Annotated in this window: 22 protein-coding genes and 1 tRNA gene; 20 read left to right on the top strand and 3 right to left on the bottom strand. The window is 58.9% G+C overall.

Annotation, left to right across the window (positions count from 1 at the left end):
* Positions 1 to 205 precede the first annotated feature (205 nt).
* Positions 206 to 1,705, top strand: coding sequence for a Na+/H+ antiporter NhaC (gene nhaC / locus K349_RS0108165; protein ID WP_029165362.1), 1,500 nt, complete (start codon positions 206 to 208; stop codon positions 1,703 to 1,705).
* Between the two features lie 83 nt (positions 1,706 to 1,788).
* The gene (locus tag K349_RS0108160; RefSeq protein ID WP_029165361.1) at positions 1,789 to 2,235 is read left to right on the top strand and encodes a hypothetical protein; all 447 of its coding nucleotides are present in this window, start codon (positions 1,789 to 1,791) and stop codon (positions 2,233 to 2,235) included.
* Here K349_RS0108160 and K349_RS17995 read toward each other — a convergent pair.
* On the bottom strand, positions 2,232 to 3,881 hold the full coding sequence (locus K349_RS17995) for a phosphodiester glycosidase family protein (protein ID WP_169731324.1): 1,650 nt from the start codon (positions 3,879 to 3,881) through the stop codon (positions 2,232 to 2,234). The two genes, K349_RS0108160 and K349_RS17995, sit on opposite strands and share 4 nt — an antisense overlap.
* Before the next feature lie 300 nt (positions 3,882 to 4,181).
* On the opposite strand from K349_RS17995, the gene K349_RS0108150 reads away from it, so the two are divergent.
* The 3 genes from K349_RS0108150 (at position 4,182) to rlmN (ending at position 7,700) form a co-directional block, all read left to right on the top strand.
* Positions 4,182 to 4,256, top strand: a tRNA-Ala gene (locus tag K349_RS0108150).
* Between the two features lie 293 nt (positions 4,257 to 4,549).
* Positions 4,550 to 5,839 (top strand): serine hydroxymethyltransferase, encoded by a 1,290-nt coding sequence (locus K349_RS0108145; RefSeq protein WP_274703387.1) that lies wholly within the window; start codon positions 4,550 to 4,552, stop codon positions 5,837 to 5,839.
* Between the two features lie 94 nt (positions 5,840 to 5,933).
* Positions 5,934 to 7,700 (top strand): dual-specificity RNA methyltransferase RlmN, encoded by a 1,767-nt coding sequence (rlmN, locus tag K349_RS18685; protein WP_029165358.1) that lies wholly within the window; start codon positions 5,934 to 5,936, stop codon positions 7,698 to 7,700.
* 99 nt (positions 7,701 to 7,799) lie between these two features.
* Here the strand turns inward: rlmN and K349_RS17990 are convergent, their stop codons facing one another.
* On the bottom strand, positions 7,800 to 8,555 hold the full coding sequence (locus tag K349_RS17990; RefSeq protein ID WP_029165357.1) for a hypothetical protein: 756 nt from the start codon (positions 8,553 to 8,555) through the stop codon (positions 7,800 to 7,802).
* 724 nt (positions 8,556 to 9,279) lie between these two features.
* Positions 9,280 to 9,927, bottom strand: a complete 648-nt coding sequence (locus tag K349_RS0108125) for a histidine phosphatase family protein (protein ID WP_029165355.1) — start codon at positions 9,925 to 9,927, stop codon at positions 9,280 to 9,282.
* A gap of 340 nt (positions 9,928 to 10,267) precedes the next feature.
* Here K349_RS0108125 and hrcA point away from each other — a divergent pair, with 340 nt between their 5' ends.
* From hrcA to K349_RS0108050, 15 genes are all read left to right on the top strand, one after another.
* The gene (hrcA, locus tag K349_RS0108120) at positions 10,268 to 11,308 is read left to right on the top strand and encodes a heat-inducible transcriptional repressor HrcA (protein WP_029165354.1); all 1,041 of its coding nucleotides are present in this window, start codon (positions 10,268 to 10,270) and stop codon (positions 11,306 to 11,308) included.
* Positions 11,298 to 11,993, top strand: a complete 696-nt coding sequence (locus tag K349_RS16780; protein ID WP_029165353.1) for a nucleotide exchange factor GrpE — start codon at positions 11,298 to 11,300, stop codon at positions 11,991 to 11,993. Before hrcA ends, K349_RS16780 begins: the two co-directional genes overlap by 11 nt.
* A gap of 86 nt (positions 11,994 to 12,079) precedes the next feature.
* Complete coding sequence (gene dnaK / locus K349_RS0108110) at positions 12,080 to 13,909, top strand: molecular chaperone DnaK (protein ID WP_029165352.1); 1,830 nt, start codon at positions 12,080 to 12,082, stop codon at positions 13,907 to 13,909.
* Between the two features lie 13 nt (positions 13,910 to 13,922).
* On the top strand, positions 13,923 to 15,056 hold the full coding sequence (dnaJ, locus tag K349_RS0108105) for a molecular chaperone DnaJ (RefSeq protein WP_029165351.1): 1,134 nt from the start codon (positions 13,923 to 13,925) through the stop codon (positions 15,054 to 15,056).
* A 104-nt stretch (positions 15,057 to 15,160) separates the two neighbouring features.
* Positions 15,161 to 16,057 carry a 50S ribosomal protein L11 methyltransferase gene (locus K349_RS0108100; RefSeq protein WP_338022312.1) on the top strand — a complete coding sequence of 299 codons (897 nt, stop codon included), beginning with the start codon at positions 15,161 to 15,163 and terminating at the stop codon, positions 16,055 to 16,057.
* The gene (locus tag K349_RS0108095) at positions 16,011 to 16,760 is read left to right on the top strand and encodes an RsmE family RNA methyltransferase (protein WP_029165349.1); all 750 of its coding nucleotides are present in this window, start codon (positions 16,011 to 16,013) and stop codon (positions 16,758 to 16,760) included. Before K349_RS0108100 ends, K349_RS0108095 begins: the two co-directional genes overlap by 47 nt.
* Complete coding sequence (gene mtaB / locus K349_RS0108090) at positions 16,741 to 18,108, top strand: tRNA (N(6)-L-threonylcarbamoyladenosine(37)-C(2))-methylthiotransferase MtaB (RefSeq protein WP_157367337.1); 1,368 nt, start codon at positions 16,741 to 16,743, stop codon at positions 18,106 to 18,108. Before K349_RS0108095 ends, mtaB begins: the two co-directional genes overlap by 20 nt.
* Positions 18,109 to 18,122: 14 nt before the next feature.
* On the top strand, positions 18,123 to 19,703 hold the full coding sequence (locus K349_RS0108085; protein ID WP_029165347.1) for an Hsp70 family protein: 1,581 nt from the start codon (positions 18,123 to 18,125) through the stop codon (positions 19,701 to 19,703).
* Positions 19,700 to 20,812, top strand: coding sequence for a DnaJ domain-containing protein (locus tag K349_RS0108080; protein ID WP_029165346.1), 1,113 nt, complete (start codon positions 19,700 to 19,702; stop codon positions 20,810 to 20,812). The genes K349_RS0108085 and K349_RS0108080 overlap by 4 nt, the downstream gene beginning before the upstream one ends.
* Before the next feature lie 34 nt (positions 20,813 to 20,846).
* Positions 20,847 to 21,188, top strand: coding sequence for a histidine triad nucleotide-binding protein (locus tag K349_RS0108075; RefSeq protein ID WP_029165345.1), 342 nt, complete (start codon positions 20,847 to 20,849; stop codon positions 21,186 to 21,188).
* Between the two features lie 34 nt (positions 21,189 to 21,222).
* Positions 21,223 to 21,405 (top strand): 30S ribosomal protein S21, encoded by a 183-nt coding sequence (gene rpsU / locus K349_RS0108070; protein WP_029165344.1) that lies wholly within the window; start codon positions 21,223 to 21,225, stop codon positions 21,403 to 21,405.
* Between the two features lie 233 nt (positions 21,406 to 21,638).
* The gene (gene nrdR, locus K349_RS16775) at positions 21,639 to 22,097 is read left to right on the top strand and encodes a transcriptional regulator NrdR (protein ID WP_034265255.1); all 459 of its coding nucleotides are present in this window, start codon (positions 21,639 to 21,641) and stop codon (positions 22,095 to 22,097) included.
* Between the two features lie 16 nt (positions 22,098 to 22,113).
* Positions 22,114 to 24,228, top strand: a complete 2,115-nt coding sequence (gene nrdD / locus K349_RS0108060) for an anaerobic ribonucleoside-triphosphate reductase (RefSeq protein WP_245588033.1) — start codon at positions 22,114 to 22,116, stop codon at positions 24,226 to 24,228.
* A 6-nt stretch (positions 24,229 to 24,234) separates the two neighbouring features.
* The gene (locus K349_RS0108055; RefSeq protein WP_029165342.1) at positions 24,235 to 24,903 is read left to right on the top strand and encodes an anaerobic ribonucleoside-triphosphate reductase activating protein; all 669 of its coding nucleotides are present in this window, start codon (positions 24,235 to 24,237) and stop codon (positions 24,901 to 24,903) included.
* 114 nt (positions 24,904 to 25,017) lie between these two features.
* Entirely contained in the window at positions 25,018 to 26,151 is a 1,134-nt protein-coding gene (locus K349_RS0108050; RefSeq protein WP_029165341.1) for an ABC transporter substrate-binding protein, read from the top strand.
* Positions 26,152 to 26,224: the final 73 nt, after the last annotated feature.

The raw sequence follows: 26,224 nt of genomic DNA, 5'->3' as shown, positions 1-26,224 counted from the left end.
CTTTTTTGTACTTAAGTAAAGGCATGAGCATGAAATGGAACCAGAAATTGCTGGACAGGTTTGGAGAACCGCGTATACTTTTGATTGAAATGTCGGAAAAGGTGGAATGGAGGTGGTATCCGGGGCGGAGTTGAAGTTGAAAAGGAACGGAAAGACGGGCGTTCTTTGGGTGTAGTTCTTGAGACGGAAGGGGGAATCTGCTCCAATGACATCTCAGGAAGGTCGCAAACCCACGTTTGCAGAAGCATTGATCATCCTTCTTGTTTGTGCGGGCATCATCAGTTACGGTGTTCTTAAGCTCGGCGTGGATGCGCATATCCCCATCATCACCTCAGGCGTTCTCGTTGCTCTCTGGGGATGTTTCGGACTCAAATATCCCTGGAAGATCATTGAAGAAGGAATGCTTCAGGGGATTACCATGGCCCTTCAGGCAATTGTGATCCTCATGATGGTGGGCCTCGTCATCGGTTCCTGGATCCAAAGCGGCGTTGTCCCGAGTCTCATTTATTACGGTCTCGACATCCTCTCTCCAAAAGTCTTTCTCTTCGCTACGCTGCTCATCTGTTCTGTGGTAAGTCTTGCCACGGGAACCTCCTGGGGAACGTCCGGCACCGTGGGTATCGCCCTCATGGGAGTCGGTGCGGGGCTCGGCATTCCTGCTCCCCTTACCGCCGGCGTGGTCATCTCCGGTGCCTATTTCGGGGACAAAATGTCCCCTCTTTCGGACACGACAAACCTTGCTCCCGCAGTTGCCGGAACGGACCTATTCAGTCACATCCGGGCCATGGTCTGGACCACCGGTCCCACCTATCTTATCGTCACGGTCATCACGATCTTGTTCGGCATGAAATACGCGGGTGGCAGTCTCGATGCGGGCAAAATCGACGCCATTCAGGCGGTCATGAAGAGTGAGTTCTCCATCAGTCTTCTCGGTCTCGTTCCGCCTCTCATCGTCATCGGTATGGCCGTTGCCAAGATTCCCGCTCTTCCGGGTCTCTTCGCCGGAATCATCTTTGCCTGCGGTATGTCTTTCTCTCAGGGATTCGGTCTTGCCGACATCGTTGGTGCGCTGCACTATGGCTATGAAGCGACGCTCTCCGCGGAAATCGCCGGAACGGAGGCTTTCGAAGCGGTGGCGCAGCTTATGGCGGATCACAGCATAGCGGGAATGACGCCGGAACTCGTGAAAGATGCGGGAAGCATGCTCTCGGAGCTGCTCACCCGGGGTGGATTGGATTCCATGATGTGGACCATCTCCCTCATTCTCGCGGCGCTTTCCTTCGGTGGTATCATGGAACGCTGCGGTTTTCTCGAGGTTCTTCTCCACGCCATCTTGAAGAGCGTCAAGAGCGTGGGGGGACTGGTTACCTCCGTTATCATCTCCTGCTTCATCTCGAACCTCTTTCTCGGCGACCAGTATCTTTCCATCGTTATGCCGGGACGGATGTTCAAGACGGCCTTCGAGGAAAAAGGACTACATCCGCGTATGCTCTCCCGTTCCCTGGAGGATGCAGGAACCCTCGTGTCGGTCCTCATTCCGTGGAATACCTGCGGTGCTTACAACAGCGGTGTGCTTGGCGTTCCCACCCTCGAGTACGCTCCCTATGCGTTCTTGAACTACATCAATCCCCTCGTGGCGATCGCCATGACCTATATGGGCATCGGTGTGTTCTGGAAAAAAGAGGAAGAAAAAGCCGCGTCATAACGGAACCGGGCGATAGATCGAAAAAGTGGGAGGAGCGAAGAACGTTCGCTCCTCCCTGTCGTTTCGTCGGAGGTGTGGATGGAATGGAGATTCTCTGTCTTTCGAAGACGGGGCAACATCCTAGGTGGATGCGTGTGGTTTCCTTCGCGGTCGGGCTTTTTCTGCTCGCCGACGGGTTGCGTCTCTATCTCAGTGCCACGCTGGAAACGGGATTCAATCGGTTTTTCCCCTACCTTATAGTGGGTGGAGCGCTTCTTTATTTCAGCGGTTTCAAAAAAAGGATATTCCTCTCTCCCGAGGGGCTTGTGCGGGAAAGCAAATCCTGGATGGGAAGCAATTCCCAGATTCTCGCATGGAAGGATGTTGCCCATGTCACATTGGCGTTTCGGAGAAACCAGATGATGTGTTTCTTTGAACGCAGGGAGAGTGTAACGGGCATCAAGGTTCTCTTCGATCGCGACCAGGAGTGCGTGATTCGGAACATCCTGGAGACATATTGCCCGACGGTGGAAGTGAATACCCTTTCCTAGCGGTAGGGCATGTTCGATCCGAGAACGACAGCGTAAGGCAGAGAGCGTTCCTGTCCATCCGAAGGCGTGTTGATGAGCTTGCCCCGCCACCAGAGGGTGCTTGAGCCGCCTCCGTCCAGATTCAACGCGTGGGTCAGGCCGGCAGCGGCAGCCAGGCGTTTTGCCTCTTCGAGAGTCACTCCGGTGCTTCTCCAGGAGTTTCTTCCATCCACGACCATCCACCACATGTGTTTGCCGTCGTAACCCACGAGGGTTCTGGGATGACGGAGTGCGGTGAGGGATGGCGGGAGTCCTTCATTGCCGAGAGCCGGTTGTCCCTCCAGGAGCAACAGTGGTCCGGCCTGGAGGACGAAATCCATCCTTTCCATCGTACCATCCTGCCACGTGATCTGGAGTTCCGCGGGTGTTTGGAGAGGAAACTCCATCATGCGTTTTTGAAGTGCCCCTCGCACCACAAGAAGAAAACCGTCCCCCGGAACGGGGTGTATTCCCTGGGCGAAGGAACGCCAGGTCATGACACCATTTCGTATGTGGATCTTCAGCCCGTCCCCCACGTTCGCGAAAGCGCCGGAAGGTGCCGTGAAAAGGCCGGCACTTTCCGGCGGTACCTCGCCGTTGAGCTTGCTCACGGGAAGAGACTGCGCTCCCGCGAGGACCCATGCCCGGTAGGCCCCGTTTCCGAAATGCACATCACCGGAACGGTTCCACCCCACGGCGGATCTGTTTCCGTGGGCAAGTGCGACAGGGACTCCTTCCACGAGGAGACTCCCTATGGGAACGGAGCCGTCGAAATAGCCTCCATTGATGCCACCTTCGCCGCCAAAACCGTCGGCGAGGCGCGAAAGGGGAAGCCGTTTTGCCCCGAGAAGCGGAGCCGGAACAATGCGAGGGGCGAGACGTTCCGGAGATCCGACGATGGCTGCCCAGAACAGGGCATTGCTCGCGCTGCCGCCGTGGGGAATCACCGTGGGGTTGAATCGTTTCGGCAGGGAGACGGCGGCCTTCCATGCCTGAAGATAATGGGTGTAGGGACCGGTCCGAACCGACCAGGACGAGGCGTTCTCCACTATCAGAGCGGTATGGCCTGCGGAACGAAGCTCTCTGGCGCACGCCTCGGCGGGGCCCTTCTCAGGAAACTCTTCCACGGCAACGGCCCACGCGCCGGGAGGAGACCCCACATTTTCCCGATGCACGACAAGATCCCCCGTCTCTCCGGGAAAGGTCTCTTGCCAGACGACACGACGGCGCTTGCACTCTCGGAGCCATGCGGCGAGAAGGTCTGCGTCGCCGGGAGTACAGTTTTTCTTTGCCTCGGAAAGGAACTCTTCCGGTGGAGGAACGGTCATGGAGCGGCCGATCTTGACGAAAGCGGCAAAGTGCGGAGGGAGTTCGGCGTCGAGATCGGTGGCGAAGGTGCGGACGAGTTCACCCTCCCGGCGCCATCCCATGGCGAGAAAGGCGAAGCCCAGCGCTTCCGCTCGTGTCGCTTCGATGTCGGGGTGAAATCGGTCCCCCGGTAAAAGAATACCCAGGGCCGACGCCGTTTCGATGGCCTTTGCCCGGGGGTGGGTAGAGGGGACATCGGCGAAACGTTCTTTCCCTCCCCAGAGGGGGAGCCCCAAGGCATCCACGACAATCTGTACCACGTCACCTCTCGTGACTGCGGCGCAGCAAGTCGGGGAAAGAAAAAGACCGGTCAGTGCAAGAAAAAAGAAGCACGTGATTTTCTGCGTCTGTCCCCGTGGCATGCCCCATGTCCCCTTTCGAAAAGAAAATCGTTCCTGCTGCGAGTATAGCGTGTCTTTCCCCTTCCGGGGAGAGGTAAGAGGAAAGATCCGGGTCTGTCAAGACGTTCGGCTTTCCGGCGACGGCCGGCGGTTGCTTTGAAACAAGTGCCGGTTGACAGAATTCCTCGGGCTCCCTATAATGTGCTTCGTTCCGCGAGTGGGGCTGTGGCGCAGCGGGAGCGCGCTTCCTTGGCATGGAAGAGGTCAGGGGTTCAATTCCCCTCAGCTCCACCACTTGGTACACAAGGAGCTTCGGCGATTCCGGCCGGAGCTCTTTTTTTGTAGGGAAGCGGTCACGAAGGGCACGCTCCCCCCTTTGCATTCTTCGCCCTTCGAGTCCCCCGAAAGAGATGTTTCGGGGGCGTGTCTGTGGAGAAGGCTGTCCTGATCTACTCCCTTTGGTTCATTTTAGGGTATGATTCAAGGGGAAAGAGGTCGGACCGAAAAAGATGTCGGACCGAAAAAGATGTCGGAAAATCGGAAAACATGAAGGAGGGAACGACGTGGAGTGGTTCATGAGAGCCGGAATGGCGGAGGTGGACCCTGAGATCTACGGTCTGGTGTCGTCGGAATTCGCTCGACAGCGGGATGGCATTGAACTCATTGCGTCGGAGAATTTTGTTCCGTTGGCGATTCTCGAAGCCCAGGGATCGATACTGACGAACAAATATGCAGAAGGATATCCGCACAAGAAATATTACGGTGGCTGCGAGTTCGTGGAAACCGTCGAAGAGGTGGCCATACGCAGGGCCTGTGATCTCTTCGGCGCCGAACATGCGAACGTGCAACCCCATTCGGGGACGCAGGCGAACATGTCCGCCTTTTTTACCTTCATGAACCCCGGAGACACCATGCTGGCCATGAGTCTGGATCAGGGCGGGCATCTGTCTCATGGACACCCGTTGAACTTCACTGGGAAGCTCTATCGTATCGTCGGATATGGCGTTTCTCCAGAGACGGAGACCATTGACTACGAAGCGGTGGAACGTCTCGCGAAGGAACATCGCCCTCGGGTGATCGTCGCCGGAGCGAGCGCCTATCCCCGCTTCATCGATTTTTCCCGCTTTGCGACCATTGCCGCCGAAGTGGGAGCGGTCTTCATGGTTGACATGGCTCACATCGCCGGTCTTGTCGCGGGAAAAGTTCATCCGAGTCCGGTGCCCCACGCGGATTTCGTCACCACGACGACCCATAAAACACTCCGGGGACCTCGGGGAGCACTCATCCTCTGCAAGACAAAATACGCTCAAGAGCTGGATCGTTCCGTCTTTCCAGGGACGCAGGGCGGTCCTTTCATGCACGCCATCGCGGCGAAAGCCCTTTGCTTCAAAATGGCAGCCACCGACGAATTCCGAACGTATGCGGCCGGTGTCGTGGCAAACGCGAAGAAGCTTTGCGCCGCCCTTGGCGAGCGAGGGTTCCGCATCGTCTCCGGCGGCACCGACAATCACCTTATTCTCGTTGATGTCAAAGGTTCCCGAAATGTGACGGGAAGGGATGCGGAGAAGCTTTTGGAAGATGCAGGCATCACGGTGAACAAGAACATGATCCCCTTCGATAAGGAAAAACCCTTCGTGACGAGTGGTGTTCGTCTTGGAACGGCGGCGGTGACCACTCGGGGTATGGGTGAGGCGGAGATGGAACGGATCGCGGAGATCGTCGACAGGGTGCTTTCCGCTCCCGAAGATGAATCATTGCGAATCGCCGTCCGGAAAGAGATCAAGGAGCTGAGCGAGGCATTTCCGTTGTATCCGGAGCTTTTGCAGACTCCTTCGGGAGTTCGTGCCGCTTTGTCGCCATTGCCGAGAAACTCCTGACGGACAAGGTGGCCCGAAACACGGAACGAGAGTGGACGAAAGAGGGACCCTCAGAGGGTCCTTCTTTCGTCGAAAAATGAGGGAGGAATGTGTTATGGACCGTCTGCATGCCCTGGAACTGGATTTCGAGGAATGGGTTTCGCTCCTGCGGGACGAAATGGGCGAGCCCGACTATCGGGCGGGGCAAATTTGCGACTGGATCTACAAAAAGCGCGTGTTCACCTTTGAGGAAATGACGAATCTCTCGAAGGAATTGCGGGGAAAGCTGAACGCTCTCGTTCGTTTCACCATGCCCGTGCTGGAAAAAGCGGAGATGTCCCCTCTTGACGGAACTCTGAAATATCTGTGGCGGCTTGAGGATGGGGAGCGAATCGAGTCGGTCTTCCTGCGGCATCCTCAACACACTACGGCCTGCCTTTCCTCTCAGGTGGGATGTCCTTTGGCCTGCAGCTTCTGCGTTACCGGCCAGGAAGGATTCGTGCGGAACCTTTCCGCAGGAGAAATGCTCACCCAGGTCCTTGCCATCGAGGCGCATCAGAAAGGGCCGATTCAGAACGTGGTGTACATGGGCATGGGTGAGCCGCTTCTCAATACAGAGCAGGTTTTTCGAAGTATCCGCATGCTCAGGGATCCTCATATGCGGGGACTGGGGCAGCGGCACATCACCATTTCCACCGCCGGTGTCGTTCCAGGTATCGACGCCCTTGCGTCGGAATCACTCGGAGTCGGACTCTCCGTGTCTCTGCATGCGGCGAACGATTCCCTTCGCTCCCGCCTGATGCCGCTGAACCAAAAGTATCCTCTTGCATTGTTGCGAAAGGCACTGCTCCGTTATCAGCGAGTTTTAGGGGATCGCATTACCCTCGAATACATGTTGCTCCGGGACGTGAACGATTCTCCCGCCCACGCGGAGGAGCTGGCGGCGTGGATCGGCGATCTCAAGGTCTATGTGAACCTTATTCCCTACAATTCCGGAGCGGGCAATTTCGAACGCCCTCCTCGCGAGCGGGCGGAGCGTTTCAGGGATCACCTGCGCGCCTGGGGAGTCAACGCGGAACTACGCCGCGAACGCGGAGGAGATGTTCGTGGTGCGTGTGGTCAGCTGCGGGGGCGGGAAAGTACTCCTTCTCCGGCAGGAACTTCCCGCGAGATGCCCCCCGTAAAACAGCACGGTGGCGCTCCTCGTGTCTCCCTCGACAGTGTGGGAAACCGGCGTTCGGGACGCCGGGAAGTGAGAAATTCCGCCGAAGCGCCGCAGGGTAGGCGGCGGGATGTGGAAGAGATGTCCGAGAAAGGCGAAAGACGTGCGATTGAGGGGCGTTTTCGCGGCGAATCGGGCAAATTTGGAAAGACGGAACGGGAAAGGTCTGGGGTGTCCGGTCGATTTTCCCCCCGGAATCGTTCGGGCGGGCGGTCCGGAGGAATGTCCTCTGCTGAAAAAGATGCCCGGGAGGAAAGGACTTCGTCCCGATTCGGAAGGCAGCCTCGCGAGGGCGAGAGTTTTGCGAAAGAAAGAAGCGGTGCGGAGAGGTCCTCGCGGAAGGATTTTTCTTCGCGCGCTCCTCGTGCCGATTCGGGAAGTGGTCTGCCGGAGCGGAAAGAAAACCGTGGTCCTTCTGAATTTAAAGCGAGAGGAATGAAACGGACCGAAGAGGGTGTTTCCCGGAGGGGCGAGAAGCACGCCCCGGGCGAGCGCGGTCGTTTCGAGTCGGGGGACATCCGGAAGAGTGGGCCGAGATCTTCCGAAGGCGGGGAGCGGCGTCAGGATCGGGGGTACATGTCCCGTGGCTCGGGAACATCGAAGCGGACTTCCCGGGAGAATGAACGTCCGAGCCGGAGACGTAACGAGCGAAACGCGTGAGCCCTTGTTTTTCACGGCCTGGATTGTCGATGCAAACGCAACCGGCGTGGAGGCAGGGTGCCCCTACCCCTTACAGGATCGGGCAGGGGCAGATGTGATTCAAGGATTCCATCGTCCGGTGAGAAGCTGCTTCCAGGAGAGGTTCATGATGCTTTCCAAAGAGACTTGTTCGCTCTTTGCCAGTGCTTCGAAATCCTGGAGAAGAAGCGAATAGGCCTTCCGTCTGCTCTTGTCGGTCTCATGGGATGCGACGAGGGTTGTCACGGGAAGGAGTTGCTGGTACACATCGGGTACGTTGACGAAACAGGGGCCGTTCTCGGTAAGTGAGATCGTGTAGATGAAGGAAAGGGATGGGCCTTCCGTGCTTTCGCCGGTGGCCTGATAGGCCGGTGTGGAGGGAGAGACGTAGAGGGATGTTCCCAGTGGTGCCATGATTTTCAATGGAAGAGTGTCCCACAGGCTCGTTCCTGCGGGGCTCGCGACGAGCCAGAATTGAGAGGAGCCGGAGAGCGCGCCGAACCACAGGAACTGTCCTTTCGCCTGGTTTTCCGGATCGACGAAGCTCAAACGCCACAAGACATCCCGTCTCCAGTCCAGGTCTGCGTGCCACACGGTCAGATGCTGGGCGGAATAACGAAGTCCTTCCACCTCAGGAAGACGCCTGAGGTGGCCCGGTGCTCGGAAAAAGGCTTTTACAATGCGTCCGTCCTTCTCGGTGAAGACGATCCTGAAGGGATACTCCGGAATTGAGAGAACTCGTGTCGTGCTTCCCACGGCATATGCGGGAAGCACGGAGAGGAATGTTCCGAGAAAAACGAGAAGTGCCGTGGTGAAACGACGGATACACTGCTGCATGACATACCCCCTGAAGGATCGCAGGCTTTTGTCGCCGTCAGAGAAACGAGATGAAAACGGGATCTTCCGGTTCGGGGGGATTGCCGGGACTTCGTTCCGGAACGTCCGCTGTCGGCAACCATTCGGGAAGAACCTCAAGGAAGGGGATACGTGGAAAAGAGCCCTTTCCGGCGGAACGGATCAAGAAGCCTTCCCTGTCCGACGAGGCCAAAATGGAACATTTCGGGGCGCAGGGCAAACCGCGGACTGCCCGGTCGAGAGCGGAAAAATGTGCTTCTGCTTCCTCCGGGGCGGTTACGAGAAGACACACACCCAATGCCAAAAGGCGGGGCGTTTCAGAGAAATCTATCTCGTAGACACCGCTCGTCTTCTGAATTTCAAAACCCGAGGCCACCAGAAGATCTCGAGCGCTCCTCAGCGAGCCGAGACGGTTTCCCGAAGTCGCTTCCAAAAACACGACCCACTCTAACACGGCACAAAAGGGCGCCGGAAGCGCGAAACTACTGTCCTACGGATCATGACCAAAACTCCCGGGCGACAGAATTTCTGTCGAAAGATGAGGGGCAGCGGCGCGCCCGGTTCATCTTAGTCGGTGCGCTGGGCAAGGTCAAGAGTGAAGCATCGACCCAAAACACCAGGGGCCGCGGAACGGGACCGGTCGGGGCGGAGACGGATCGCTTGCGGGGGACGGGTGATTTGGGATGCATCGATGATGCGTTCGCGCTCACACCCATTCGGAGATATACTCCGCGAGATGTCTGGTTTGATTGAGTAGGGTGCAGCAATATCCCCTCCGAAGGTCGTGAGTGAGGAGACTGTACGAGGCGGTATCCGTATGAATTCTCCAGAAATAAGGCTCGGCGATTCCAAGCGCTGCGGCGAGAAGTGGTTTAAGGACCGCTCGGTGGGTGACGATGGCGATGGTGTCTCCCTTATGCAGGTGCACCAGGTGTTCCAGGTTGGAAAAGGCTCTCCTCTGCACATCCGCAAGGCGTTCCGCGCCGGTAATGCGAAGCCGTTCGGGGTTTGTCAGCCACAATTCCCATTCGACAGGGAAGTTCTCGCGGATGGTTTCCTTGGGGGCACCCTCCCACGGTCCGAGAGCCATGTTGTTGAACCCCTCCCGCACGTCTACGAGAGCCCCGCAGGAGTGAGCTATGGCTTCGGCGGTTTCCGTCGCCCGAGAGAGCGGGCTGGTGTAGATGTACTTTGGAGCGAAGGACATCATCTCTCGGGCAAGCGCTTTTGCCTGTGCTTGCCCAGTTTCGTTCAGAGGGAAATCCCTTCTTCCCCGGAAGAGCCCCTCCCGGTTTCCGGCGCATTCTCCGTGGCGGATCAGAATGATTGTCGTGTGGCCTTTCTGTTCTTTCACGAGCGTTCAGCCTCCTGAACCTGATGGAATTGTGACGGATACGCGGACGATTCTCCTTTTTGCCGGTTGCTCCTTTGTCGCTCGGCGAGCGGATCCTTCCGGGCGTTTCCTGCATTCTATCACGGGATCCGGAGGATGGTTGCCACAAAGACGAGTGCAGGAGATCACGCTTATTGGGAAACATGCGGGAGTGCGTGAAACGGTATGTTTTTTTGCGAGATTGTTTGACCAGTCTTGACAATCCCGAGTTACGTTGGTACGCTACGGTGCGGATGATGACGGAGAGCTGGCACTCGTCTCCAATGAGTGCTAGCAATTCGATCGGAAGGGGGGTGGAGGAATGCTGTCCGAACGCCAACTGGAGGTTGTCCTCGCCGTCGTCTACGATTATATCCAGACAGGAGAGCCTGTCGGTTCCCGGACGCTTTCGAAAAAGTATCTCACGGGGCGGAGCGCGGCGACAATCAGGAATGAAATGTCCGATCTCGAGGAGCTGGGGTATCTGGTCCAACCGCATACGTCGGCGGGAAGAATCCCCACATCCAGAGCCTACAGGTTGTATGTGGACACCATCCTTCAGCGCCGTCGTGTGCCTCATCCCGAGGCGGAGCGGTGGATTGCGGATTTGCGGGAGCAACGACGCGACGTGGAAGGGGCTCTCGCCTACATTTCCCAACTCCTGACCAGAGTGACGCAATATGTGAGCGTCGCCGCCCTCGCGCCTTTTCAGGAGATTCGCCTGCTCCGGGTGGATTTTCTGCGCATGGACAGTACACATGCGCTCGCCATTGTCGTCGTCGAGGGCGGGCTTGTGCACCACAAAATGATTTCCTTTCCCTGCGAGGTTCGGCAGGAGGAACTCGAAACGCTTTCAAGGAGAATCAATACGGTCATGGCGGGGCGGACATGGAATGAGGCCAGGAATGACCTTCTCCAATATGTGATGAACGAACTCCGGGAAAAAGAGGAAAACTGTCGCGCCGCCATTTCCGAGATGGATGGGCTCCTGTCGGCTCAACCCTTTCGTTTCTACCGTGGAGGCGCCCATCATTTGCTCGCAATGCCGGATTTCAAGGATCTGGGGAAACTCCATGCGGTATTTTCTCTTCTCGAAGAGGAGTCGGCCCTCGTGGAACTCGTGGATAATTGCGCGCTGAACGGGACGCTCACGGTCACCATCGGGGAGGAAAATCCCGAGGAGCGCATGCACGACTGTTCGGTGGTCCTTGCCACGGCAAATACGGGAGGACGGAAGGCGATCCTCGGTCTCATCGGTCCGGTTCGGATGAATTACGAAAGCTCCATCGCCGTGCTTGAAACGGTTCTGGAAGGCCTGCGCGACGACGATGGAAGTGAGGAGGAACAACGACATGTTTACTGACGCGAAAATGCGCGACGAAGCTCTTCTTCGGGAATGTCGTTCTCCCGGGGAAGAGCGGGGGGAAGGAAAGCTCAGAGAAGGAACGGACGTCCATGGAAGACGGGGTGGCGGCCCCACCAGGGCGGAGCTGGCTGCCTGTGTGGCTGGGCTTCAGGAAGAAATGGAGGTGTTGCGGCGACGTCTCGATGAGGCGGAGGCCCTTGCGGAATCACGCAAGAAGCTCCTGGAGGAGATGGAAAAGGAGCTTGCCGAAAAAAATGAGGAAAGTGCCCGTTTCCGCGCCGATTTTCACAATTTCAGGCAACGGACGGAGCGCGATGCGGCACGTCTTCGGGAACTCGCGGCGGAGCGTGCGGTGACGCTTCTCATCCCGGTGCTCGATAATCTTGACAGGGCGATTGCCGCCGCTCAGGCGGACGACCCCCTTCTGAAGGGCGTTTCCATGGTGCGGAAGCAGTTTTTCGGCGCTCTCCAGGAATTGGGAGTGAGTGCCATCACCTGCGACGGTGCATTCGATCCCGCCGTGCACGAAGCGGTCGCGCTCGTCCCCGTGCAGGATCCCGCGAGGGATGGACAGATTGTGCAGGAACTCCAGAAGGGATATCTTCTCGGCGGAAAAGTCCTGCGGGCCGCGCAGGTCCACGTGGGGCGCTTCCAGGCGGATTCCGATTCGGAGGAAGAGTGAGACAAAACGAGAAAGGCGGGAACGCAGATCCGGAATGGCTGCGTTCTCTTGGAAGTTCATTTCAAAGGACGACGAGGTGATCCGAAATGGCAAAGGTTGTAGGAATAGACCTGGGAACCACGAACAGCTGTATCGCAGTTAAGGAAGGCGATGCCATAACGGTGATCGCCAATGCGGAGGGCATGCGTACCACTCCTTCCGTCGTGGCGTTCACAAAAGAAGGGGAACGGCTTGTTGGGCAACTCGCCAAGCGGCAGGCCATCGTCAACCCCGAGCGCACGGTGATCTCCATCAAGCGGAAAATGGGTACCGATTACAAAGTGCGCATTGATGACAAGTACTACACGCCGCAGGAGATTTCCTCCATGATTCTCCAGAAAATGAAGCGCGATGCCGAGGAGTATCTGGGCGAGCCCGTCACGAAGGCGGTCATCACTGTTCCCGCCTATTTCACGGACGCCCAGCGCCAGGCGACAAAGGACGCCGGCGCCATCGCCGGGCTCGAAGTGCTCCGCATCATCAACGAACCCACGGCGGCGGCCCTTGCCTATGGTGCGAACAAGGAAGGGGAGCACAAGCTCCTGGTCTTCGATCTCGGCGGCGGTACCTTCGACGTGTCCGTCCTCGATGTAGGAGAAGGAGTCTTCGAAGTCCTCGCCACATCGGGGGACAACCTCCTCGGCGGCGATGACTGGGACATGAAGATCGTGGACTGGATGGTGGAGGAGTTCCGCAAGAGTGACGGCATCGATCTCCGCAAGGACAAGATGGCCATGCAACGCCTTCGGGAGGCTGCGGAAAAAGCGAAGATAGAGCTGTCCTCCATGCCCGAGACCTCGATTTCTCTCCCGTTCATTACGGCGGATCAGAACGGTCCCAAGCACCTGGAACTGACGCTCACTCGGGCCCGTTTCGAGGAGATGACCGCGGGTCTTCTGGAGCGTGTCGTGGAGCCTACCCGCAGAGCGCTCTCCGATGCCGGGCTCACTGCACAGGAGATCGACAAGGTGCTCCTCGTGGGAGGTGCCACGCGCATGCCCATGGTGCAGAAAAAGATTCGGGAACTTCTCGGCAAGGAGCCTACGAAGGGAATCAACCCCGACGAGTGCGTCGCCGTGGGCGCCGCGATTCAGGCGGCGATTTTGGCGGGAGAGCACAAGGACATCGTTCTCGTGGATGTGACGCCTCTCTCGCTTGGTCTCGAGACATTGGGCGGGGTCTTCACGAAGATCATCGAACGAAACACGGCCATTCCGGTCTCCAAGAGCCAGATCTTCACCACCGCCGGGGACAACCAGACGCAGGTGGAGGTGCATGTCCTGCAGGGCGAGCGCGCCATGGCCGCGGACAACGTGAGTCTCGGGCGTTTCTTCCTCGACGGAATTCCCCCTGCACCAAGGGGAGTTCCTCAAATTGAGGTGACTTTCAACATCGACGTGAACGGCATCCTCAACGTCACTGCCAAGGACAAGGCCACGGGTAAAAGTCAGCACATCACCATCCAGTCCTCTCGGCTCTCCGAGGAAGAGATCGAGCGGATGAAGAACGAGGCGGAGAGCAACGAGGACGCGGACAGGAAAAAGAAGGAACTTGCCGAAGCCAGGAACGAGGCGGACAGCACCGTGTACAACACGGAGAAGCTCCTCCGCGATCTGGGCGATAAGGTCACGCCCGAGGAGAAAGGCAAAATACAAACCGGCCTGGAGGCACTCAAGAATGCCGCTTCGGGAAGCGATCCCGAGGCGATCCGGAAGGCGCTGAGTGCACTCACTGCGGAGGTGCACCCTCTGGCGCAGCGGCTGTATGCTCAGGAATCTCCTCAGGGCGATGCGGCGAAGGCGGCGCCGGGACAGGGTGCCTCCGAGTCTCAGGGGGATACGGTGGACGCGGAGTTCTCGGACAAGGGCGAGGCGTAGGGAGTGACGAAAGATGCCGGGGCCTGTACAGACCAAGGATTACTACAAGATATTGGACGTGCCCCGGGAGGCGAGTACTGAGGACATCAAAAAGGCCTACCGCAAGTTCGTCCGCAAGTTTCACCCCGATGCGAACCCTGGAAATCGGGAGGCGGAGGAGCGATTCAAGGAAATCAACGAGGCCTATGAGGTCCTGAGCGACCCCCAGAAGCGGGCTCAGTACGATCAGTTCGGTTTTGTGGGCGACATTCCCCAGGGTGGTAGTCCCTTCGACGGAACGAGCCCCTTCGGTGACATCTTTGGAGATATCTTCGACAGCTTCTTCGGTGGTGGAGGGCGGCGGGGCCGCTCCTCCACCGCTCCCCGGAGAGGTTCCGATCTGGAGATGGAATTGGAATGCACGCTGGAGGAAGCCTTTTCCGGTGCGGTCAGAGAGGTGTCGATTCCCCGGTGGGAGGGATGCAAACGGTGCGGAGGAAGTGGTGCGGAGCCGGGAACTTCCCCAGAGACGTGTCCCGCCTGCGGAGGACGGGGCCAGGTGGAGCACGTCCAGAGAACCCCCTTCGGGCAATTCTCGTCCGTGACACCTTGCGCCCGGTGTGCAGGAAAGGGGAAAATCATTTCGTCACCGTGCAAATCCTGTAGCGGCAGCGGCGTGCTCCGGCAGTCCCACCGGCTGGATGTGCGCATTCCTCCCGGGGCGGATACGGGACTCAGGCTTCGTATTACTGGAGAGGGAGAGGCGGGAGTCAACGGTGGACCTCCCGGAGACCTTTACCTTCTGATACGTGTGCGGGAACACCCCCGCTTCGAACGCGACGGGGACAGGCTGCACACCAAGGTTTCCGTCCTGTTTCCCCAGGCCGCCCTAGGGTGCGAAATTCCCATCGAGACCCTCGACGGTGAGGAAGTGCTCGACATTCCGCCGGGAAGTCAGCCCGGAGAGACCTTCCGGCTGCGCGGCAAGGGAATGCCGAGGCTGCGCGGCAAGGGACGAGGCGATCTTGTCGTTCATCTCTCGGTGGAAGTTCCTCGGGATTTGACGGATCGTCAGCGAGCGCTCCTCCAGGCGCTTGCCCAGGAAATGGATGTCTCTGTCAAGGAAAATGAAAGCTTCCTCGACAAACTGAAATCTTTTTTTGGATAGGCAAACAACACTCTGGTGGCGTACCGTTGAAATTGTGGTACACTTGAAAAAAGAGGCAAGAGGGAGGCTTGGCCTCCCTCTTGCGGTTTGTGGAGGTTGATGTCATGTCGATGACGGGCGGAGACGGTTTCTGGTGGTACGTGATCCTCGAGGGAAAAGACGGGGATGAGGATGTTCTCGCCTCTCTGGCGGAACTCTCCGGCAGCATCGGCGCGGAACAGCAGCAGGGAGCGGAGCGGATTCGACTCCGGGCTTATTTCCGGAATTCCCACGATCTCGGATTCTGGCTCGGGCGCTTGGGAGAGGCCCTTGAGCCGTGGCCGAACATTTCCATCGTCGATATGGGAAAAATCGAAAATCGACAGTGGCACACCGCATGGAAGGACGCCTTTCCGCCTCTCGACGTGGGGCGCAGCTTCGTCGTTCTCGCCCCGTGGCACCGCGGCAAGGAACCCGTGGGCCGGATTCCTCTGTACATCTATCCCGGGAGTGCTTTCGGAACAGGCTACCACGAGAGTACCCAGATCATGCTGGAACTTTTGGAGTCCCATGCATTTCCAGGCATGACCGCCGTGGATATCGGCTCCGGATCGGGCATTCTCTCCATTGCAGCGGTCAAACTCGGTGCAGCGGACGTGACGGCCAGAGATCTTGACCCCGCGGTGATTCCGGAGATCGAGGAGAATTGCCGCCTCAACGATCTTCCCGTCGGAAAGGTTCGGGTGGAAACGGGAGATCTGCTTCGTGGATTTGTCTCTTCCGTGGATTGCCTGCTGGCGAACATCGTGCTCGAACCTCTTCTGGAGATGCTCCCATCCGTGTGTTCTCTTCTACGGGAAAAGGGGGTCGCCCTGTTTTCCGGTCTTGTGGTGCGGGAACGGGAACAGTTCCTCGCCGCGCTCGATCGGGCCGGGCTCGTTCCCCTGCAGGAACTTGAGAAAGGAGACTGGTGGGGTGTCGCTGCCGCGCCTTCGACTCGAAACGAGTCTGCGAACGCCTGAAGGGCGGTGGATTCTCGATGCCGATGAAGTACACCATCTCGTTCGGGTTCGCCGGTGTGTCGTCGGTGACAGGGTGGAGGGGCTGCTTCCGGGATGGCGGGTGATTCTTTCCCTTGAGAAGAACCAGGAGCGATGGGAAGGTGTCGAATGCGAGCGGATTCCCTCTCCGGAAACCTCGCTCCATCTTCTCCTCCTTGCGGGAATCCTCAAGGAGGATGCCTGGAACGCGCTTCTTCGGAACGCCGTCGAGGTGGGCGTGGCACAGATCCTGCCTCTTCGCTGCGAACGGAGTGTTCCCAAGGGCGCGGTACTTTCCGCGCCGCGACGGATGGAGCGGTGGCAGCGAATTCTCCTTGAGGCTACTAAGCAGTGCGGTGCATCGTCACCGCCCCACCTCTTCTCTCCTTTGGAGGTCGAGGAAATCGACCCGGTCACGCTTCCTCCCGAATGCTACGCGGCGATTCTCGACGGAGGTGCCCGCCCCCTGGGGAGTGTGCAGTGCGGCCCGGACGTCGCTTTTGCGGTGGGCCCCGAGGGCGATTTCTCCCCGCGAGAAAAGGAGCGTTTCAGGGAAATGGGTTTTGTGCCTGTTTCGCTCGGTCCGAGGATTTTGCGTGCTCCTACGGCGGTGACCGTGGGGTGTTCCTGGTTTTCTCTGACGAGAGAGGGGCTGTGTCGGACCGATGATGCCCTGTCTCTCTGAACGGCCGAGAATCCTGGTGCGTTCCCTCGGCTGCCGCACCAACCAGTACGAGGGAGAGGCCCTCGCTGCGGCGTTTCTTGCCCGGGGAGCGCGGTTGGTCGAGGAGGCTCCGCTGGATGCGGCGATCGTGGTCTCCTGCACTGTCACTGCCGAGGCGGATAGAAAGGTGAAGCAGCTTCTCCGGCGTCTCCGCCGGGAGAATCCCGAAGCCTGTCTCGTTCTCTGCGGATGTTTGGCCCAGCGCCTGGGCGACGCGGCAGGAGCGAAGGCACTTGGAGCGGATCTCCTTGTCGGAAACCGGCGCAAGCACCTCGTTCCGGACCTGGTGGAAGAGGAACTGGCCCGACGGCGTAGAGGAAAGCATGTCGTGGCTGCCGCATGGCCGCGGATTTTTGTGGACGACCTTCGTTCCGACGAGTCCTGGGACTCCCTGTTTCTTCCCGCCCCCACTGCCCACACCAGAGCATTCGTCAAGATTCAGGACGGATGCGATCATTTCTGCAGCTACTGTATCGTTCCCTTCGTGAGAGGCAAGCCGGTAAGCCGCCCCGAGGCGGACATCGTGAGCGAGGTCTCGAGCGTTGCGGAAGCGGGATGTCGTGAGGTTGTCCTCACTGGCGTTCATCTCGGGCGATACGGTGCTTCCGGAGACGTCGCCGATCTTTTCGCATTGGGAGGTCTGGTACGGAGGCTCGCCCGGATTACGGGGATTTCGAGGATTCGTTTCGGCTCCCTGGAACCGTTCTCCGCGAGCGAAGAATTGCTTCGAATGCTTGCGGACATTCCTGCGTTCTGTCCTCACCTGCACATACCGCTTCAGAGTGGGGATGCGGAGGTGCTGTGGCGCATGGCGAGGGGATACTCACCGGAGAACTTCGCCAGGATCGTCGAAAGAATCCGTCGCATCCTCGGAGAGGATGTACACATCAGCACGGATGTCCTCGTGGGATTTCCCGGAGAGGACGAAGGTGCGTTTCGAAGAACCCTGAGCTTTCTCGAGGAGATGCGCTTTGGCCGCCTGCATGTGTTTCCCTTTTCGCCCCGGGAGGGGACCGCTGCGGCTCGCTTTCCCGGAAGAGTTCCCCCGACAGTCCTGAGAGAACGGTGCGAGGAGACACTCGCGTTGGGAAAAGAGCTTTTGCGGCGTACCATGGCGAAATGGGTGGGGAGAAATGTTCGGATTCTCGTGGAGGACGACGATGGCCTTCGCGCCTCGGGCCTTACGGAACACTTTCTTGCCGCCTCGTGTCCTTCCGGCGTGCTTCCCGGCTCGGAGATTGCCATCCGTGCGGATTTGCTTCACAATGATGTTTTGGAATGTGGTTTTCCTTCGAGACGGGGCGAATGAGGAGGCGAGATCCCATGAGTTCGCCGATTCTGGGCATTGACCTTGGAACCCGATACGCGCTTTCGGCGGTGGCGCGTCCCGAAAGACCGAATGCGCCCGTGCTCGTCCCGAACCGGTGGGGCAATGTTCGTACGCCCTCCTACGTGGCTCGGACGGACCCACAGGGCTGGATCGCCGGCGAGGATGCCGCGAGGATTGCGCTCCGGGAGCCGAGGAAAGCCTGGTGGAACGTGAAGCGTCACGTGGGAGACTCCACGTGGCGGGTTCGTCTCGGACGCAAGGAGTACGGCGCGGAAGAACTCTTGGTGCCTCTTCTCACGCTTCTCCGGGAGGATGCCGAGGCGTTTCTCTGCGAGTATGTCACGTCCTGTGTCCTTGCCGTTCCGGCGCATTTCAGCTTTCCCGAGAGGGCGGCCATGATGCGCGTCGCCAAAACCTCCGGATTTACCGAGGTGAAGATCGTCAACGAACCCACCGCCGCAGCTCTCGCCGTTGGAGGTGATGGCCGTTTTCTCGTGCTCGATTTTGGTGCGGGCACGGTGGATGTCACTGTTGTGGAGCGGGAAGGACAGGTGTGGCAGGTCATCGATTCCATCGGTCGTGGGGACCTCGGTGGCGCCGATCTCGACGTGCTCCTCGCCGAATGGCTCTGGAGTTCCGTCTCCGGGGAGAAACCCGACAGGGATGATCCCCGCTGGGCGGTTCTTCTCGCCGAGGCGGAACAGATGAAGATCACTCTCTCCGATGCGTTTCGTGCTGTCTGGTATCCTCCGGGAGGGCTTTTCCCCGGAGAGTCTGTCTGCCGTGAAGTGGATCGGGAGCAGCTCGAAGCGCTTATACAGCCTCCCATCGCGGAGGTGGTGGGGCTCGTTCGGAAGCTTTGGCGGCGTCATGCTCCGGAAAAATTGCTTCTCGTGGGAGGGAGCAGTCGGATTCCCCTTTTGCGCCGTGCCCTTGCCGCCGGTGTCGCCGAACCGGATCATCTCCGCATGTGTCCCGACGAAGCCGTGGCCATCGGCGCTGCTTTGTGTGCCTATCAGAGCGGAGAACGCCTTCTCATCGACGTGCTCTCGGGCAACCTCGGCGTCGAAGTTGCCGATGGAAGCGTGGTGGTTCTCCTCGAACAGGGAATGCCTCTTCCGGCGTCCGCATCGAGACGATTCGCGACCATTGGATCGGGAGGATTCACCGTCTCGGTGGTACAGACGGAGCGGCGCGGAAGGTCCCGCAGATTTCTCGGAAGCGTGCACGTCGATGCGGACGTCAAGGGCGCGGAAGTGGAAGTGCACTTCCTGGTGGACTCCGGAGGTGTCCTCCGGGTGGAGGTCTTTCGCCGGGGCGGGGGGATCATTACCTCGGAGGTGCTCGACATCACCGGAGGAGCGGCGGCGGATGCGCGTTGCCGGGAGGATCTGCCTGCGTTGGAAAGGCGCTTGGCGCGTCTTTCCCTGGCGCTTTCCCCCGAGCAGCAGGGGCGGATCTCCGTGCTTCTCGGCAAAGTTCGGATTCTCAAGAACGAGAGAGCAATTTCCGAAGATGCCCTGCTCATTTTACGACATATGGTTGAGGATCTGGAAAAGGTGGTGCACGAATGAACTCCGGAGTGGAACTGCACGCGAGCTTCCGTAAGCTCGGGCTCCGTCCGGATGCTTCCTGGGATGAGGTGAAGTCCGCTTTCCGGCATCTTGCCCGTTCCTGTCATCCCGACGTCGCGGGGCCTCAAAGCGCCCGTCGTTTTCAGGAGATCACCTCCGCCTATATGACGTTGAAAACGCAGATTGCCTCTCGCGACGGAGCGGCTGTCCCCCAAGGCGGAGGACGACGATCCGGGGGAACCTACGGAGCGGGCCAAGGAAGGTCATCCACCCAGAACCATCCCGGAAATTCCTCTTTTTGGGCCAGGGCTGCGGAATCTTGGGAGAGCTGGCGAAAGAGCAGAAAAAAGCGAGCCGAGGAACGCGTCGCGGAAGAACAGGAGCGGCTGCGGCGGGAGGAACGCCGGGAGAAGCAGCGAGAACGACGGATCTCAGGAATCATCGCCGAGGCGGAGGAGCGGGTGCGCGAGTTTTGCGCCGCCAGGCACGAGGAAGAGGAAGGCGCGGTTCTCGCGCTTCACTTGGAACGGCTTCGGAGCCGCCACCCTCTTGTCCGGGCTCTTGCGGTGGACGCACTTCTTCCGGAAATCGCGACGAAGGGAGTCTGTGAAGCCTTCGAGGCGCTCCTCGCGGACGCGACTCTTTCGGACGAGGAGCTACGACGCCTGCTCGACGCAATTCCTCCCGAATCATCTCCGGGAAGGCGTTTCGCTTCAGTCCTGTCGGCCAGGGCGCGCTCTCTCGGAGAGAGCCAGGCTCTTTATACACTCAAGTGGCTGCACGTTCTGCCGGAGCGGAATGAGTTTCTGTGTACCTTTCTGTCGCACGCTTCTTCCATGGTTGTGGGAGAGGCTCTTGTCGTGTGGTCCCGGGAAACCGCCTGTCTCCTCGATGAAGGCTTGGTGCTCAGGCTTCTCCGGCGTTCCGAGGAACAGGTACTCGTGCCGCTTCTGCGTCTTCTCAAGCGTTCCGGAGAGAACGGAAGCGGTACGGAACGTCCCCTTTCGCCTCTTGTGCTGACGGCGCTTCGACGCTTGCTCAGAGAACATCCCTCATCGTCCGTTCGGGTCTGGGCAAAAGCTCTTGTCGAGCGGGCTTTCTGCCGTTAGAATGGACGGGCTACAGAAGGAGAGGGGAAAAAAAATGAACGAGATGTGCCTCTTCTGCGGCATCTGTCGAGGAGCGGTTGCGGCGCAGGTGATTCGCCAGGACGAGTGGACCGTTTCCTTTCGGGACATCAACCCTGTCGCTCCCGGGCATGTTCTCGTGGTTCCCAGAAAACACGTTCCTTCCGCTGCGCAGTGTGACGACCCTGAAATGTGGGGGCATCTCATGTGTGCCGTTGTGGAGACGGCGCGGGCGGTCGGATTCGAGGAAAGGGGGTACCGTCTCGTCGTCAATTGCGGCGAAGAGGCGTGCCAGACCATTCCCCACCTTCACGTTCATCTTTTATCGGGGCGTCGTTTTTCCTGGCCTCCGGGTTGAGTGTTGGTGGCGGTGGAGAAGGGGGGGAACGGGAATGGCAGCACATGTTGTTCGTCGGGAAAACGAATCCATTGATGATGCACTGAGGCGCTTCAAGCGCGAGGTGCAGAAAGTCGGAGTCCTTCGTGAAGCCCGTAAGCATGAACATTATGAGAAGCCGAGCGAGATCAAGAAGCGCAAACGCGCTGCGGCGACGCGCAAGAGCCCCAAGGCGTAGCGTTTTCGGGGCAGTTTCCCCCGTGTTCTTTCGATGACACCTTTGTACGACGAGTGAATGAGGACGGATCGCGAATCCGTCCTCGTTTCTTTTTCCCCGTTTCCCTCTCGTGTTGAGTCCGAAGACCCGGAATATCCTCATGTCAAAGGGAAGAATGGCTCATCTTTTCAGCTTCGCAAAACACCACATGTAATGTATAATTACCGTCAACGACACTATATGGAGGTGCGCGCATGCATTGTGTGCGTTGCGACGCTTCGGAGACGCGTGTCATCGAGACCCGCACCACCGAGGAGGGGCGGGTCATTCGGCGTCGAAGGGAATGCCCCTTCTGCGGAAATCGTTTCACCACCTACGAACGCGTGGAGGAATCCCGCCTTGTTCTCGTGGTCAAGAAGGACGGGCGGCGGGAAGCGTTCGATCGTCAGAAACTTTTGAGAGGACTTGTCAAGGCCTGTGAGAAGCGCCCCGTTTCCTTGGAGGGACTCCAGGATATCGCGGCGCGTATCGAACGTGCGATGAAAAATCGCGGGCAGGGGGAGATCCCGAGTACGCTCGTGGGAGAGCTTGCCATGGAAGAGTTGCGCTGCCTGGACAAGGTGGCCTATGTCCGGTTTGCCTCGGTCTATCGGGAATTCGCCGACGTCTCGGCCTTTGCCGATTTTGTGAAAAAACTCGACGAGAAGAGATGATGCGATCGTGAGCCCCTTGGAAAAACTGATTGAGGCGGAGACGCCGAAGCGGAGACAGATACCCCTTTTTACGGAGGCCACCGATCTTGCGCTCATGGTGGATGCGTTGGCTCAGGAGGAACGATCTCCTTGGAACGCCGGGCGCATACAGCAGGCTCTCGTGGTGGAGGCCGGAGTCGAGCCCGGAATGGCGGGGGAGATTGCCCTCGAGGTGGAGGAAGACCTCCAGCGGTGGGGGCGTGATCGCGTCACCACCACGATCATTCGGGAGATGGTGAACGTCAAGCTGTTCCAACGCGGGCTCGGGGCGAAGCTGCGGGACCACAGCCGAATCGGCCTTCCTCTCTACGATCTGGAGACCATGATGCTTTCTCCCAACAGGGAGAACAGCAACACGACCCACAATCCCGAGTCCATCAACCTCACCATCGCCGAAATGGTTCTCAAGGAGTACGCGCTGTCCAAAGTCTTTTCGTCCGACGTGGCGGCGGCCCACCTCGCAGGGGACATGCATCTTCACGACCTGGGCATGGTGAACAGACCCTATTGCTCTGGTCAGAGTCTCGCCTACGTGGCGAAATACGGACTGGACCTTCCTTCCATCACGAGTGTCTCCGGTCCGGCGAAACATCCCGAGGTATTGCTCGCCCATCTCCTCAAGATGACATCGGTGCTGCAGAACAACTTTGCCGGGGCCATCGGTTGGGATGCGGTGAACGTTTTCTTCGCTCCATATCTGGAGAAATGCGACGACGCGAAAATAAAGCAGTTGGCTCAGATGCTCATTTTCGAGTTCAATCAGCTTGCGGGAGGGCGGGGAGGACAGGTCGCCTTCACCGACATCAACCTCTACTACGAAATTCCCGAGCATTTCCGGAACGTCGCCGCCATCGGCCCCGGAGGTGTTCCCACGGGAAAAACCTATGGGGAGTACGCGGACCTCTCCAAACGCTTTCTCCGCGCGCTCTTTTCGGTCTATCTGGAGGGCGACAGTCGAGGGCAGCCCTTCTTCTTCCCCAAACCCCTCTTTCACGTCACCGACGCCTTCTTCCGGGAGCCCGGATGGGAGGAGATGCTCCACCTGGCCTGTCTCGTCGCGTCGGAGAAGGGCAACACCTACTTCGTCTTCGACCGGGGGGGCGTGGCGAAACTGAGCGAGTGTTGCCGTCTCAGCTTCGAACTCACGTCCGAGGACCTCGTCGAGGCGGCCACTCCGTGGAAAATGCGTTTCTGCGCCATGCAGAACGTGACGATCAACCTTCCCCGTCTTGCCTATCGGAGCGGCGGAGACGCGACGCTCCTCTTCGGCCTTTTGGACGAGGTGATGGAACTCGCGGGCAAGGCGCATCTCCAGAAGCGTCGTTTCATCGAGGAAATTCTCGCCCTCGGGGCAAAGGGGCCTCTGGCGGTCCTCTGCGTGGACCACGACGGAGAAGCCTACCTGCGCTTGCGCAAGAGCGCCTTCCTCGTCGGGATCCTCGGTGTGAACGAGATGGTGCGTTTTCTCACGGGCAAGGAGCTGCACGAAGCTTCCGAGGCCATGGAACTTGGCCTGGCGGTGGTTCGCTACATGCAGCTCAAGTGCGATCAGCTCGCCGAGAGATACGGATTGAAGATTGTCCTGGAGCAGACTCCCGCGGAAAGTACCGCTCACCGCATGGCCCGCCTCGACCTGCGGGATTTTGCGGAGCTTGCCGCAGGAACGGTACGGGGAAATCCGGCGAAAGGGGACGTGTACTACACCAACAGCACTCATTTCCCTTACGAACTCCCTATGGATCCGATCACCCGTGTTCTGGAGGAGGGGCGGTTTCACCCCATGATCAACGCGGGAGCCATCACCCACGTCTGGATGGGGGAACATCGCCCCGACCCGGGGGCGCTGGCGTCCTTTGTCCGAAAGACCTTCGACGGGACAGAGAGCGCCCAGCTCGCCTTCAGTCCGGAGTTTACCGTTTGTAACGACTGCGGCAGGGTGGTCCGTGGGTTGAAGGAGTGCTGTTCCTCCTGCGGCTCTTCTTCCGTGGACGGCATCACCCGGATCACCGGCTACTTCACTCGAACGTCCTCGTGGAACGCGGGAAAACGGGCGGAACTGCGGGATCGTCGTCGGACCCCCGTGGGGGCATAAAGACTCGTGCGGATCGGAGGATGTCTTCCCGCCTCGTTCCTCGACTGGAAAGGACGGGTGGCGGCCGTCCTCTTCACTCTGGGGTGTCCGTTCCGCTGCCCCTATTGCCACAATCCGGATCTCGTACTGGAAAGGATGGAGCCGATTCCTGTGGAGGATGTCTTCGCCCGCCTTTCCGAGCGACGCACCTTTCTCGACGGCATCGTTCTTTCCGGCGGGGAGCCCACGATGCAGTCCGAACTTCCCGGTTTTCTCCGGGAACTGCGGATTGCAACGGGACTTCCCGTCCGCCTCGACACAAACGGATCGACCCCGGAGATTCTGGAGGAACTCCTCGCGGAGGAACTTCTCGCGGGAGTCGCCATGGACGTGAAAGCTCCCTGGGAAAAATATTCCCGTGTGTGCGGAGTCTCCGTGGATGTGGCGGCGGTGATCCGCTCCTGGAAATTGCTACGACGGTCTGCTCTCGACGTTGTGTTTCGGACGACCTTCGTTCCGGCGCTTCTTTCTCTGGAGGATCTGGTGGAGGTCCGAAACCAGCTGAAGAATGATCCGCGCTGGATTGTGCAGCGTTTCCGGAGGACGGAAATTCTCGACGCGAACCTTTCCCTTTTGCCGGAACCGTCTCCGGAGTGCCTTCGGGAAGCCCTTCCCGGCGTCGGCATCCGTGAATGACCGTCGAATTGCCGAATGTTTTGCGTGTAATTCCCGTTCACAGGATGGAACGCATGGCGTATAATCTAGAAGAAGGGTCGGAGACGGCCAAAACGAATAAGGAGGGGTGCGTTCATGAAGTACGGCAGATTGATTCTTGGTGTGTTGCTCGTGTGCATTCTGGCTGGAACGGCATTTGCGAGTGAGGACGTGATCCGCATCGGCGTCTATCTTCCCCTGACGGGGCAGATGGCCTTCGGCGGCCAGCTCGAACTCGACGGCGTGAAAATGGCCCACGAGGCCGTTCCCGAGGTGCTCGGAAAGAAGGTCGAACTCATCGTCATCGACAACAAGTCCGACAAGGTGGAAGCGGCCAATGCGATGCAGCGTCTCATTGAGAAGGAAAAGGTCCACGCCGTCATCGGCACCTACGGTTCCTCCCTCGCCATGGCGGGCGGCGAGATCTCCGAGAAGGCGGGTATCCCCGTCATGGGGACCTCCTGCACGAATCCTCTCGTGACCCAGGGCAAGAAGTACTACTTCCGGGCTTGCTTCATCGACCCTTTCCAGGGTGCCGCCGCTGCTCAGTACGTCTTCGACAACGGTGCCAAGAAGGCCGCCATGCTCCTGGACGTCGCCTCCGACTACTGCGTTGGCCTCGGTAAATTCTTCGAAGATCAGTTCAAGAAACTCGGTGGGGAACTCGTCGCCACGCTGAACTACCAGTCCGGAGACCAGGATTTCACGGCGCAGCTCACGGAGATCATCAGCAAGAATCCCGACGTGCTCTTCATTCCCTCCTACTTCGCCGAGGGGGCCATCATCATCAAGCAGGCAAGGGAACTGGGGGCCAAGTTCATGATCATGGGCGGCGACGCCATGGACAACCCCGAGATGGTGAAGATCGGCGGAGAGGCCATTGAAGGTTTTGCTTTCACCACCTTCCCCTACGATCCCTCCATGCCGGAGATGAGCGAGCTTCAGGTTCAGTTCACCGAGGCTTGGAAGGCAAAGTATCCCGACAAGGAGCCCAATGCGAACAGCGCTCTCGGATATGACTCCTACATGCTCGTTATCGACGCCATAAAGCGCGCCGGCTCCGCCGACCCCGAGGCGATCACGAAAGCGCTCGCCGAGACGAAGGACTTCCCCGGCGTGACGGGGAGCACCACCATGAACGCCACGCACGATGCGGAGAAACCCGTGGGCATCAAGAAGATCGAGGGCGGCAAGCAGGTCTTCGTCGGCACGGTCATGCCCAATCTGTAGGCGCTCCTTCACACCTGCCCGGACAGAGCAGGTTCCGGTCGCAAAGAGAGGGGGAGGTCCCTCCCCCTCTCTC

Origin of the sequence: Aminiphilus circumscriptus DSM 16581 (genome assembly GCF_000526375.1) — a bacterium.
GTDB classification, from domain to species: domain Bacteria; phylum Synergistota; class Synergistia; order Synergistales; family Aminiphilaceae; genus Aminiphilus; species Aminiphilus circumscriptus.
The sequence above is the reverse complement of the archived record's forward strand: the minus strand, read 5'-3'. Positions and strand labels throughout refer to the sequence as shown.

Coding starts and splice junctions, on each gene's coding strand:
- K349_RS0108085 (WP_029165347.1), top strand. CDS start 18,123: ATGAGTTCGCCGATTCTGGGCATTGACCTTGGAACCCGATACGCGCTT.
- K349_RS17990 (WP_029165357.1), bottom strand. CDS start 8,555: ATGCAGCAGTGTATCCGTCGTTTCACCACGGCACTTCTCGTTTTTCTC.
- hrcA (WP_029165354.1), top strand. CDS start 10,268: ATGCTGTCCGAACGCCAACTGGAGGTTGTCCTCGCCGTCGTCTACGAT.
- rlmN (WP_029165358.1), top strand. CDS start 5,934: ATGGACCGTCTGCATGCCCTGGAACTGGATTTCGAGGAATGGGTTTCG.
- mtaB (WP_157367337.1), top strand. CDS start 16,741: ATGATGCCCTGTCTCTCTGAACGGCCGAGAATCCTGGTGCGTTCCCTC.
- nrdR (WP_034265255.1), top strand. CDS start 21,639: ATGCATTGTGTGCGTTGCGACGCTTCGGAGACGCGTGTCATCGAGACC.
- K349_RS0108050 (WP_029165341.1), top strand. CDS start 25,018: ATGAAGTACGGCAGATTGATTCTTGGTGTGTTGCTCGTGTGCATTCTG.
- K349_RS0108160 (WP_029165361.1), top strand. CDS start 1,789: ATGGAGATTCTCTGTCTTTCGAAGACGGGGCAACATCCTAGGTGGATG.
- nhaC (WP_029165362.1), top strand. CDS start 206: ATGACATCTCAGGAAGGTCGCAAACCCACGTTTGCAGAAGCATTGATC.
- K349_RS16780 (WP_029165353.1), top strand. CDS start 11,298: ATGTTTACTGACGCGAAAATGCGCGACGAAGCTCTTCTTCGGGAATGT.
- dnaK (WP_029165352.1), top strand. CDS start 12,080: ATGGCAAAGGTTGTAGGAATAGACCTGGGAACCACGAACAGCTGTATC.
- K349_RS0108080 (WP_029165346.1), top strand. CDS start 19,700: ATGAACTCCGGAGTGGAACTGCACGCGAGCTTCCGTAAGCTCGGGCTC.
- rpsU (WP_029165344.1), top strand. CDS start 21,223: ATGGCAGCACATGTTGTTCGTCGGGAAAACGAATCCATTGATGATGCA.
- K349_RS0108100 (WP_338022312.1), top strand. CDS start 15,161: ATGTCGATGACGGGCGGAGACGGTTTCTGGTGGTACGTGATCCTCGAG.
- K349_RS0108075 (WP_029165345.1), top strand. CDS start 20,847: ATGAACGAGATGTGCCTCTTCTGCGGCATCTGTCGAGGAGCGGTTGCG.
- K349_RS0108145 (WP_274703387.1), top strand. CDS start 4,550: ATGGCGGAGGTGGACCCTGAGATCTACGGTCTGGTGTCGTCGGAATTC.
- dnaJ (WP_029165351.1), top strand. CDS start 13,923: ATGCCGGGGCCTGTACAGACCAAGGATTACTACAAGATATTGGACGTG.